This is a genomic window from Burkholderiaceae bacterium DAT-1, from assembly GCA_019084025.1.
Classification (GTDB): domain Bacteria; phylum Pseudomonadota; class Gammaproteobacteria; order Burkholderiales; family Chitinimonadaceae; genus DAT-1.
On record JAHRBI010000005.1, the window covers coordinates 23643 to 35904 of the forward strand.

The following is a 12262-nucleotide window of genomic DNA, read 5'->3' on the forward strand; positions in this document are numbered from 1 at the left end:
ATCATCGCCGTGCTATGCTGAGACGGCGCACCCCACCCCGGTGCGCCGTTCTTTTCTTTTGCCCCGGCATTGAGGGGCTATTAGAGCGATACCGCGATCAAACAGAGGTCGAGCTAACAATTCTTGACGCACTGCGGCAAGACGGAAAGCTCGTACAGGAATATAATTCCAGCCCTATTCCAAAAAAGTCATTCTCAGAAAGACGCAATCCGGAGCCCGAGATGGATGAAGAACTGCGCAGAAGCGCACTCGAGTACCACGAATTTCCTAAGCCCGGCAAAATCCAGGTCGCCCCGACCAAGCCGTTGTCCAGCCAGCGTGATCTTGCGCTAGCTTACTCCCCCGGCGTTGCCGCTGCTTGCGACGCCATCGTTGAAGATCCGCTCAACGCCTATCGCTACACAGCACGTGGCAATCTGGTGGCCGTGATCTCCAATGGTACAGCCGTTCTAGGCCTTGGCAACATTGGGGCGCTTGCGGGCAAGCCAGTGATGGAAGGCAAAGGCGTGCTGTTCAAGAAGTTTGCCGGTGTCGATGTGTTCGACATCGAAGTGAACGAAAATGATCCCGACAAGCTGATCGACATCATCGCAGCGCTTGAGCCGACGTTTGGCGGCATCAACCTCGAAGACATCAAGGCACCCGAATGCTTCTACATCGAGCAGAAACTGCGCGAACGCATGAAGATTCCGGTGTTCCACGACGATCAGCACGGCACAGCCATTATTACAGCCTCTGCAGTGCTCAATGGTCTGCGCATCGTTGACAAGGACATCGCCAAGGTCAAGGTGGTGACGTCCGGCGCGGGTGCTGCGGCGATTGCGTGTATCGACTTGCTGGTGAAGCTGGGCGTTCAGGTCAGCAACATCACCATGTGCGATTCCAAGGGTGTGGTGCATACCGCCCGTGAAGACTGGGCCAAGCTGGACGAATCCAAGCAGCGATATGCCCAGACCACCGACGCTCGCACCCTGAAGGATGCGATTGCCGGTGCCGACATCTTCCTGGGTCTGTCCGGACCCAAGCTGGTGACACAGGACATGGTTCGCTCGATGGCTGCACATCCGCTGATTCTGGCGCTGGCGAATCCGGAGCCGGAAATCCTGCCGCCACTGGCCAAGGAAGCCCGTCCTGATGCCATCGTGTGTACCGGCCGTTCGGATTTCCCGAACCAGGTCAATAACGTACTGTGCTTCCCCTTCATCTTCCGTGGTGCGCTTGATGTAGGTGCCACCACCATTAATGACGAGATGAAGCTAGCCTGCGTGCGCGCCATTGCCGATCTGGCCATGGCCGAGCAAAACGAAGTGGTGGCGGATGCTTATAGTGGTCAATCGCTGACCTTCGGTCCGGATTACATCATTCCGAAGCCGTTTGATCCGCGCCTGATCGTGAAGATCGCGCCAGCAGTCGCTCAAGCCGCGATGGATTCCGGTGTGGCGACTCGTCCGATTACCGATATGGCGGCGTACAACGAATCACTGATGCAGTTCGTGTACAAGTCCAATCTCTTCATGAAGCCGGTGTTCAGTGCTGCCAAGAAGTCGCGCCAGCGCGTGGTGTATGCCGAAGGCGAAGACGAACGCGTACTGCATGCCGTGCAGGAAGTGGTCGATCAGGGTCTGGCCTACCCGATCCTGATTGGTCGCCCGAGCGTCATCGATATGCGTATCGAAAAGCTGGGTCTGCGCATCCGTCCGGGTCAGGACTTCGAACTGGTCAACAACGAGTTCGATCCGCGCTATCGTGAGTACTGGTCCGAGTACTACAACATCATGAAGCGTCGTGGCGTGAGCCAGGAATTTGCCAAGCGCGAAGTGCGCCGCAAGTCGACGCTGATTGGTGCGCTGATGATTCGCAAGGGCGAAGCCGATGCCATGATCTGCGGCACCTACGGCCACTATCACTCACATCTGGAATTCGTGTGTCAGGTCATCGGCCGCCAGCCAGGCGTACATACTTACGCTGCGATGAATGCGCTGATCCTGCCTCACGGCAATATCTTCATCACTGATACCTATGTGAATCAGGATCCGACCGCAGAACAGCTGGCCGAAATCACCCTGATGGCGGCTCAGACCGTACGCAATTTTGGTATCGTGCCGAAGGTTGCCCTGCTGAGCCATTCCAGTTTTGGCACGGTGGATTCGCCAACCGCGATCAAGATGCGTGAAGCACTCGCACTGATTCGCGAACGCGCACCCGAGCTGGAAGTAGATGGCGAAATGCACGGTGATGCAGCCCTGTCGGGTGAATTGCGTCAGCAAGTCTTCCCGGACAGCACGCTGAAGGGTGATGCCAATCTGCTGATCATGCCGACACTGGATGCCGCCAATATTGCCTTTAATCTGCTGAAGGTGAGCGCATCCGATGGTGTGACCATCGGCCCGATGCTGCTGGGGGTGGAGAAGGCTGTTCACATCCTGACCCCAACCGCATCTGTTCGCCGTATCGTCAATATGACGGCACTGGCTGCAGTGGAAGCAGCTCAAAAGGCAAGCAGCTAAGGGAGCCTTTCAGACGCACAAAAGGCCCGGAAACGGGCCTTTTTCTTTTCGCGATCCGAACTCATATCTAATTGATTGGTGCATTCGCTATAAAGCGCGCGCCCGGCAACTTCGAATTCAGAATCGCCTTGCGCACTGCCTCAATGGCCTCTCGACGGGGAAAGTTGCGACGCCACGCGAGCGTCACACGACGGGTTGGTGCCGGATCAGCAAATGGAATGAATGAGAGTAGCTGCTCATCGCCCACATTCACCGAGGTAATCGGCAGAACTGTAATGCCAATTCCGCCAGCGACCATATGCCGGATAGTGGTCAGTGAGCTGCCATGCAGTGTGCGTTGCAGGCTACCGGCAGCGAGTGATTCGCGATTAAGATCAGGGCACGATTGCAGCACCTGATCACGGAAGCAATTGCCACTGGAAAGCAACAGCACATTCTCTTCAGATAACCGGGATGCGGGTACGCTTTTAAGCTTTTCCCAATCATGCCCCTTGGGGACGGCAATGATGAAGTCTTCGTCATACACCGCCTGAGTCGCAATCCCGCTCTCGTGAAACGGCTCGGAGAGTACCGCCACATCAATCTCACCCTGCTTCAGCATTTCGGCCAGACGCGAGGTATAGTTCTCTTCCAGCAGTAATTGCATTTGCGGCACAGCTACACGCAAGCCCGGAATTAGCCAGGGTAGCAAATATGGGCTGATGGTATAGATCGAGCCCAAACGTAGCGGACCCGAAATCGGGTCCTTGCCGTGTTCTGCCAATTGCTTGATGGTTTGCACCTGTTCGAGCACGCGCTGCGCTTCGGAGACAATCCGCTCGCCCACTGGCGTGACGGAAACATCTCCCGCGCTTCGCTCGAACAGGGTTACCCCCAACTCGTCCTCAAGCTTTTTCACCGCCACGCTTAATGTGGGCTGACTGACAAAGCAGGCTGATGCAGCCCGCCCGAAATGGCGCTCACGCGCCACGGCGACGATGTACTTGAGTTCGGTCAAAGTCATGGCAAATCTGCCCTCAGATGCGTTGCCCCCAGAGGTCGTATTCGTCGGCTTCCACCACGTCAACCTCCACGAACTGGCCTACCTTCAGACCAGTAGCATCTTCAATATAGACAAGCCCATCGATTTCGGGAGCATCTGCATAACTTCTCGCTACCGCACCCTGATCATCAATTTCATCAACCAGTACTTTCAGGCGCTTTCCAATTTTCGCCTGAAGTTTGCGGGCGCTGATTTCGGCCTGCTTTTCCATGAAACGTGCTTTACGATCTTCGGCCACTTCGGGATCGACATGATCCGGTAGATCGTTGGCTGTCGCGCCTTCCACGGGGGAATAGGTGAAACAGCCCACGCGATCCAGCTGCGCTTCATCAATGAAATCCAGCAGTTCCTGAAACTCGCTTTCGGTCTCGCCGGGGAAGCCGACGATGAAGGTGGAGCGCAATGCAATATCCGGACAAACGGCACGCCAGGCTTCCAGCCGCTTGAGCACATTTTCCGAATTGGCCGGGCGTTTCATCAATTTCAGGATACGCTGGCTGGCATGCTGGAAAGGAATATCCAGATACGGCAGCACCTTGCCTTCGGCCATCAGCGGGATGATTTCGTCGACGTGCGGATAGGGATAGACATAATGCAGACGCACCCACATATCCATATCACCCAGTTCATTGCAGAGCTCGGTCATGCGTGTCCGCACCGGTCGGCCATTGTGGAAGCCGGTTCGATATTTCACATCTACGCCATAGGCACTGGTGTCCTGTGAGATCACCAGCAGTTCGTTCACGCCGGCCTTCTTGAGATTTTCAGCCTCGCGCAACACCTCGTGCACCGGACGGGAAACCAGATCGCCACGCATTGACGGGATAATGCAGAAACTGCAGCGATGGTTGCAGCCCTCGGAAATCTTTAGATACGCATAGTGTTTGGGGGTCAGGCGAACGCCCTGTGGCGGCACCAGATCCATAAAGGGATCATGCGGCTTGGGCAGGTGCTTGTGAACAGCATCCATTACTTCGTTGGTCGCATGCGGGCCAGTCACCGCCAGTACATTCGGGTGCGCCTGACGAATTTGTCCGCCGCCGTCCTTGGCACCAAGACACCCCGTTACGATCACCTTGCCGTTTTCGCGTAAAGCCTCGCCAATTGCGTCCAGAGATTCCTCTACCGCGCTATCGATAAAGCCGCAGGTATTCACCACCACAAGGTCGGCGCCATCGTAGTTCGGCGAAATGGTATAGCCCTCAGCGCGCAGCTGGGTCAGGATTTGCTCGGAATCGCTTGCAGCCTTCGGGCAGCCTAGGGAAACGAAGCCAATGCTAGGAATCTTGGACATGAACGAGTCTCAACACACAGTCAACCCGTCATTTTACCTTGGTTCGAAAAATTCTGCATGAAGGGCTGCCGGGCGTGGATTGACGCGATAAACGACAAAGGCGCCCACACTCGGACGCCTTTTCGATATGCCTGCTATTCGTCGAACTAATCCCGCAACACAAATCCCAGCGGTACATTCACTGACATGGCCTGCCCCGTCCCCTTGCAACTCAGTTTTTTGAGCGCACGCTCAACGGCAGTGCGCATCGCCCGAGCGGCAACCGGACTGCTTGAATCCAGCAATCGCATTGACAGCACTTCACCTTGTGCGCCCAACTGCAGCTCCATATTCATATCAAACTGGCTGATGCCTTGCGCCGCAAAATTCTCTGCATCAGCAATCACGGGCAAGCGCTCTGCCAGCATCGACTGGATGGCGGCAAAGTTACTGCACGCAATCGATACACTTTGCCGTTGGGGGGTGACCTCTTTTCCTGTTGCGGCCCCCTGCTCCGCCAGTGGGCCCGCAGTGGCGGTGGAGACGGGGGCACCTTCTCTTACCGTTTCTCGCGGGCCTGCCAGCTCTTCATGGATGCGTGGTACTTCCGGTGGCGTGATCCAGTTATCCAGCCTGTCCAAATGAGGCTGATTGATATCAACGGATTTGGGCTCCTCAATTTGGGGCACAGGTTTGTCCTGAACAACCACCACAAAAGGATCGGCAGGTGCTTTGCTGACTCGATGGACATTGCCCGTAATCAGGGCAAACAAGGCGGCGTGGATGGCAATCACCAGTCCAGAACCGGACATGGTTTTCAAGGCACTACGAGGTTGGGGCGAGTAGTTCATATTTTCTCCATAAGGCAAGACACACGGCAGCCATTGCAGCTACCGACAGACTAAGTGGGAGGAAAAAATCATCTACGGCACCGATCGCGTACAGTTTGCGTCCGGACGATTTAACTGTACTGCTTCACTACGCTATTTCACAAACAGATTGCATCAGATCATCCACTCTAATATTGCACATTCGAGCAATTGCTTGAATAACCCCCTGTTTGCCATGCTTTTTTGCTGCATACGTTCACATTTACACCTTGAAATTCGCTGTGTCTTTCATGCAGCACTCGCCCTTTGTCCTGCATCTTCGACGAGAAGGAGTAACTGATAATTGACGCTTATAGCCATCTTCCCTACTTCGGATCATAGATAAATCCATCTACCCGACCGCTTGTCACGCACGTGCACATGCCGGTCATCCCGCCGCACTCAAGTCGATGCCGCATCCATCCGATGACACAAACACATGAAATAGCGTTTGTAATAGATCGGAGTGCATCATGATTATTCAATCAAGCTCAGTCAGTATGGCTTCCTACAGTCGATCTCTCACCGAGACCTCTCAGCAACTGAAAGTGGAAACCGCTGCGGCACGCCGCCCAGCGCCATCAACGCCGCAGGTTGAAAACAGTACGGACGACAGCAATGAGGCTACAAACGGTGATTTACGCCATGACAGAATCTGGCAGCTACTGAAAGCCTTTTTTGGTCACAATGAGGAAAGTAAAGCATCGTTTGATAAGGCAGAGGCCGCGCAGGGCAAGCCAGAAACGCATCGTTCGACCAATGGGCAGAGCGGTGCAATCGGTGGCCCCGGTATGAGTGTGCAATACAGTCAGGCCATGCGCATTAGCGAGGAAACAGCGATGCAGGCACAGGGCAGCGTCACATTGGCGGATGGGCGAAGTGTGACGGTAAACATGCAACTCAGTCTCTCTCGTATCCAGACATTTTCAAGTAGCGTAACCGTGCAAAGCGGCCCCAAAACACAAGACCCGCTTGTCATCAATTACGCAGCGAGCAGTGTGAGCCTGTCCGCAAGTACATTTGATTTCGATCTGGACAGCAATGGCCAGACAAAAAGCATTCACGTCCCTAGCAATGGATCGGGCTTTCTGGCACTTGATAGCAATACCAATGGCAAAATCGACAATGGCAACGAACTATTCGGCACACAAAGCGGCAATGGATTTGCCGATCTAGCTGCGCTGGATAGCGACGGGAATCAATGGATTGATGAAGCCGATACGGCCTGGGACGCATTACGCATCTGGTCTCCCGCAGACAATGGCGGCAAGATGCAGACACTGGCCAGTGCAGGCATTGGTGCGATCTACCTTGGGCACGCATCTACCGATATCAGTCTGGGTAACGGCCCGGGCAATACCAGCGGCCAGCTCCGCCAGTCCGGGCTATTCCTCTACGAAAATGGCGGCGCAGGCACAGTGCAGCATGTGGATCTGGTGGTGTAAGCATCGCCACAACAAAAAAGGGTGCGCAAGGCACCCTTTTTGTTCATCGACTGAAGATGAAACCTTACACCCGTCGCCAGGTCGTCCCTTGCGGGCCATCTTCCAGCACCACACCCGCATCCGCCAGTTCCTTGCGAATCCGGTCGGACTCAGCGAAGTTCTTGTTTTTGCGGGCCTCAAGGCGGTCGGCGATCAATTGTTCGATGGCTTCGGCAGTAAAACCACCCTCGCCTGCACCACCTTGCAAATAGGCTTGCGGATCACGCGACAGCAGGCCAAGGATATTACCCAGCGCCTTTAGCAGTGCCGCATCCTGCGCCGACTGGCTCTTGTTGACTTCGTTTGCCAGCTCGAATAGCACCGCCACGGCATCCGGGGTCGAAAAGTCGTCATTCATCGCGGCCTGGAAGCGTGCTGCCAGCGGATGGGTCCAGTCAATCGCGAATCCATCTGCCGGTGGCACCAGCTTCAGTGCGGTATACAGGCGATCCAGACCCGCCTTGGCGTCACGCAGCAGCGCTTCCGAATAGTTAATCGGGCTGCGGTAGTGCGCACGCACCATCAGGAAGCGCACGGCCTCGCCATCTACCTGCTTCAGCACATCGCGGATGGTGAAGAAGTTGCCCAGCGATTTGGACATCTTCTCGCCATCAAACTGCACGAAACCATTGTGCATCCAGTAGTTCACGTAAGTGTGATCGTGACAGCCCTCGCTCTGGGCGATTTCGTTTTCATGATGCGGGAACTGCAAATCTTCGCCACCACCGTGGATGTCGAAATGCGAGCCAAGATGATGCTCGCTCATCACCGAACATTCGATATGCCAGCCCGGACGGCCCACGCCCCATGGAGACGCCCACTGCGGTTCACCCGGCTTGGCAGCCTTCCACAGCACAAAGTCATGTGGATCACGCTTGTGCGGATCAACGTCGACGCGTTCGCCTGCGCGCAGACTATCCAGCGTGCGGCCGGAAAGCTTGCCGTAACCTTCGAAGTTGTTCACGGCGTAGTAGACGTCGCCATTGGCAGCCGGATAAGCGCGTCCCTTGGCAATCAGTCCTTCAATGAGATGGATCATGCCATCCACGTGCTGCGTAGCGCGTGGCTCATGCGTGGGCGGCAACAGGAACAGCTGTTCCAGATCCTTGTGCATGTCGGCGATGGTTTCCTGCACCAGGGCATCGGCGCTGATCCCGCGCTCGGCGGCACGCTTGATGATCTTGTCGTCAATATCAGTGATATTGCGCACATATGTGACATCGTAGCCGGAGGCCTGCAGCCAGCGGTAAACGATATCAAATGCAGCCAGCATGCGCGCATGGCCGATGTGACACAGGTCATATACCGTCATCCCGCACACATACATGCGGACCTTGCCAGGTTCGATGGGGGTAAAGATCTGTTTTTCTCGTCCAAGCGAGTTCAAAATGTTCAGCATGCTGTCCTCGTAATTGCAAAATATCGCCATGCGCACATGGCGGGGGGTCATTCTAGCAAATCATTGAGCCTAAAAAACAAAAAAGGCCGGAAATCCGGCCTGTTGTCTGTGTATTCGGGTGATTTACCCGAGCAATACATCCCGGCCTACGCCCTGCCGCCGCAGCAGGCGACGCAGGCTTTCCAGCGCCTCGATCTGGATCTGCCGTACCCGCTCGCGTGTCAGTTGCAGGTTGGCAGCCAGATCCTCCAGCGTACAGATGTCATAGCCATTGAGCCCGTAGCGGCGCTCGATCACCATGCGCTGCTTGTCGTTGAGCTGCTTCAGCCATTCACGGACATAGCGCTGAATCTCGGCATTCTGAAGTGTCAACTCAGGACCGTCGTGCTGCTCATCCGGAATGGATTCGCCAATAGACAGCATCGGGTCGATATCCAGCGGCGCATCTAGCGAGGCCATGCGCTCGTTCAGATTCATCACGCGGCGGACTTCCTCTACCGGCTTGCCAACCTGATAGGCGATTTCTTCCAGCGATGGCTCGCGACCCATCTGTGCTTCCAGATGGCGCTGGGCACGCAGATAGACGTTCAGTTCCTTGATCACGTGCACCGGCAGGCGAATGGTGCGTGACTGGTTCATGATGGCGCGTTCGATACTCTGGCGAATCCACCATGTCGCATAGGTGGAGAAGCGGAAGCCGCGTTCCGGATCAAACTTTTCCAGCGCATGCATCAGGCCGATATTGCCTTCTTCGATCAGATCAAGGAGCGCCATGCCGCGATTGATATAGTGCTTGGCGATATTCACCACCAGGCGCAAATTGTGCTCGATCATTTTCTGACGGGCAGGAAAATCGCCCTGAACCACCAGTCGCGCTAATGTGCGCTCTTCATCTGGGGTTAACAGGGCGTTGTGGCCGATGTCGTTCAAATATATCTGGGTGACGTCTCCGGTGGCTTCCGGCGCAGCGTGCTCGGTTTCATCGTGAGCCCCGCCTTCTGCTTCCAGTTCGACAACCTCCTCATCCTCTGCTTCCATGAGATCGTCGTCTAGCATTTCATCGTCAATGTTTTCGAGCGCGCTGTTCATGATTTGTCTACCGTCAGGTATTTGGTTGGATCAACCGGCTTACCGAATTGCCGGATCTCAAAATGCAACTTCACCTGTTCAGAGTCGGTACTTCCCATTTCGGCAATCTTGTCGCCTTTCTTTACCCAGTCGTGCTCTTTTACGAGAATTCGACTGTTGTGCATATATGCCGACAGGTACATCTTATTATGGTTAATGATCACGATTTTTCCATACTCCCGCATGGAATCCGCAAACGAAACCTTGCCATCGGCAGCCGCGTAAACCGGCTGTCCGATTTTTCCGGAAATATCGATCCCTTTTGTTGACGGAGAAAAAGAAGAAATAACTTTGCCAGATGCTGGCCATGCCCAGACAATTGCTGCAGTGTCACTCATGCTAGGAGGGTTAACTGGCTTGGGTTCAGCCACTTTCTTTGCTGCACCCGCAGCATCACTTGCCTTGACTGGAACCGGCTTGCTTGCAACCTGCACAGAGGGTCCGTCTGCTTGTTTTGCAATCGTTTCCGCATCGGTGTTGTAAGGAAGCTTCAGTGCCTTGGGGTAGCTCACAAGCCCTTGCGTACTGACGGACGGCTTTGTGACATTTACAACATTTTTTGCATTTTCGTCCGAAGACTTACCCACGGAAGCAGGGCCGTTCAATGGGCGAATTTCAACCCCTGCGCCGGCGTCCGCATCGGCAGTCTGGGTATAAACCGGCAACTTGAGTACCTGCCCCACCTTAATCAGATTGGGATCAGCCAGCTGATTGGCCGATGCAATATCGTGATAGTCGAGGCCATTATCCAGCGCAATGCTGTAGAGCGTGTCGCCCTTCTTGACCACCCATGTATCCGGCCGGGTATCGCCATCCGCACGATTTGCCGCAGGCATGCGAGCAGGTACCGTTGTCGCAGCATTCTGTACCGGCACGGCAGCGCTACGCTCGATGATGGGCGCAGGGGGACCACTGCGGTGAGTCGCACACGAGGCAATCATCAAAACAGACAAACATGCCGAAGCACGACGATACATGGCTCAACTCCAATACGGGCGATGCACGTGCATCTGCCCAACATCCTGTTTACTTATTTCTGACCGCAACTTCAGAACACCTGCGTGATTTCAGGCAATTCCGGGAATCATGGGCACGAACTTTACTTTCTCGAGTCGGGATTCGACCATGCCTTGCGGCGTGCGCTCAATCATGCGCAACTCTTGCTCGGCATTGCCCAGCGGGAACACGATTCGGCCGCCCATGGACAGTTGTTCAAGCAAGGCATCGGGAATATACGGTGTCGCTGCCGCCATTACAATGGCATCAAAGGGCGCAGCATCGCTCGCCCCCAGGAATCCATCTCCATGCCGTAAGCGCACGTTATTGATATTAAGCTCTCGCAGTTTCAGACGAGACTTATCACACAGGTGCGACAGGCGCTCCACGGCGTAGACCGTTTTGTACAGCTGGCTGAGAATCGTGGTTTGATAGCCGCAACCCGAGCCAATTTCCAGCACCCTTTCCCGCTTGCCACTCCCCAGCGCCAGCTCGATCATGCGGGCAACAATATAGGGTTGCGAAATCGTTTGACCCAAGCCAATTGGCAGCGAGACATCATCATAGGCTCGATGCTCGAGTGCCGAGTCGACGAAAATATGGCGCGGAACTGCCCCCATCGTGGCCAGTACGCCCTCGTCGCGAATCCCCTGACTGCGCAGCCGTTCTACCATCCGCCCCCGGGTACGGGCCGAGGTCATGCCAATGCCGGAAAATTGGTGTTTCACAGACCAAGCCACCCGCTGACAAATTGACGTTGTGCATACGCTGTGAGATCAATCTGCAGCGGTGTCACTGACACCCAGCCATTGGCCACAGCCCAGAAATCTGTATCTTCACCAGCATCCTGTGCCTTGCCAGGTGGCCCGACCCAGTAAATAGGCTGACCACGCGGATCGGTTGCCCGGATCACAGGTTCGGCCTTATGACGACGGCCAAGGCGTGTGACTTTGATCCCTTTCAGCTCTTCGTACGGAAGATCGGGCACATTTACGTTGAGCAAAATAGCGCCGCGAACCGGATCACGCATCTGCCGCTCAACCAGTTCCCTCGCAACGCGTGCAGCTGTATCAAAATGGCGCGCCGGCTTGCAGGCCATGGAAATCGCAATAGCAGGCACGCCCAGCAGGAATCCTTCCGTAGCAGCAGCAACGGTGCCGGAATAGATGGTGTCATCGCCCATATTTGCACCGTCGTTAATGCCCGACACAACCAGATCAGGTTGCTGGTCAAGCATGCCAGTGACCGCAAGATGGACACAATCGGTGGGCGTACCGTTGACGTAATAGAACCCGTTATGGGCCTTTTTCAGACTCAGCGGACGATCCAGGGTGAGTGAATTGGACGCACCACTTCTATCCTGTTCTGGAGCAACAACCGTGACCTCCCCTAATGAAGAAAGGGCACCGAACAACGCCGACAATCCAGGCGCAAAATATCCATCATCATTGCTCAACAGAAACCGCATGAAATCTCTCTTGAAAAATTGGCCCACCCAGCCAAGGCATCATTCTAACGGCTGGCGACCATCGGGGAAAGCGAAGCTCGACGGCGAATGCCGGAC

10 protein-coding genes are annotated in these 12262 nt (G+C 55.2%); 2 read left to right on the forward strand and 8 right to left on the reverse strand.

Translation table 11 applies throughout. The features are described from left to right. Positions 1-221 precede the first annotated feature (221 nt). A complete protein-coding gene (locus tag KSF73_11070; protein MBV1776252.1) occupies positions 222-2507 on the forward strand; it encodes an NADP-dependent malic enzyme in 2286 nt (761 codons plus the stop codon). Positions 2508-2574: 67 nt separating this feature from the next. On the opposite strand, the gene KSF73_11075 is transcribed toward KSF73_11070, so the two are convergent. The 3 genes from KSF73_11075 to KSF73_11085 form a co-directional block, all read right to left on the reverse strand. Continuing rightward, positions 2575-3510: a LysR family transcriptional regulator gene (locus tag KSF73_11075; protein ID MBV1776253.1), complete on the reverse strand. Its 936-nt coding sequence runs from the start codon at positions 3508-3510 to the stop codon at positions 2575-2577. A gap of 13 nt (positions 3511-3523) precedes the next feature. Then, positions 3524-4843, reverse strand: a complete 1320-nt coding sequence (gene rimO, locus KSF73_11080) for a 30S ribosomal protein S12 methylthiotransferase RimO (protein MBV1776254.1) — start codon at positions 4841-4843, stop codon at positions 3524-3526. A gap of 146 nt (positions 4844-4989) precedes the next feature. Further along, entirely contained in the window at positions 4990-5673 is a 684-nt protein-coding gene (locus KSF73_11085; GenBank protein MBV1776255.1) for a hypothetical protein, read from the reverse strand. Between the two features lie 491 nt (positions 5674-6164). Here KSF73_11085 and KSF73_11090 point away from each other — a divergent pair, with 491 nt between their 5' ends. Beyond that, positions 6165-7136 (forward strand): hypothetical protein, encoded by a 972-nt coding sequence (locus tag KSF73_11090; protein ID MBV1776256.1) that lies wholly within the window; start codon positions 6165-6167, stop codon positions 7134-7136. A gap of 64 nt (positions 7137-7200) precedes the next feature. Here KSF73_11090 and cysS read toward each other — a convergent pair whose 3' ends face one another. The 5 genes from cysS to surE form a co-directional block, all read right to left on the reverse strand. Beyond that, the gene (gene cysS, locus KSF73_11095; GenBank protein ID MBV1776257.1) at positions 7201-8574 is read right to left on the reverse strand and encodes a cysteine--tRNA ligase; all 1374 of its coding nucleotides are present in this window, start codon (positions 8572-8574) and stop codon (positions 7201-7203) included. 123 nt (positions 8575-8697) lie between these two features. Further along, on the reverse strand, positions 8698-9663 hold the full coding sequence (gene rpoS, locus KSF73_11100) for an RNA polymerase sigma factor RpoS (protein MBV1776258.1): 966 nt from the start codon (positions 9661-9663) through the stop codon (positions 8698-8700). Further along, a complete protein-coding gene (locus tag KSF73_11105) occupies positions 9660-10490 on the reverse strand; it encodes a peptidoglycan DD-metalloendopeptidase family protein (protein MBV1776259.1) in 831 nt (276 codons plus the stop codon). Before KSF73_11105 ends, rpoS begins: the two co-directional genes overlap by 4 nt. Before the next feature lie 279 nt (positions 10491-10769). Continuing rightward, a complete protein-coding gene (locus KSF73_11110) occupies positions 10770-11426 on the reverse strand; it encodes a protein-L-isoaspartate(D-aspartate) O-methyltransferase (GenBank protein ID MBV1776260.1) in 657 nt (218 codons plus the stop codon). Next, positions 11423-12166, reverse strand: a complete 744-nt coding sequence (gene surE, locus KSF73_11115; protein MBV1776261.1) for a 5'/3'-nucleotidase SurE — start codon at positions 12164-12166, stop codon at positions 11423-11425. The genes KSF73_11110 and surE overlap by 4 nt, the downstream gene beginning before the upstream one ends. Positions 12167-12262: the final 96 nt, after the last annotated feature.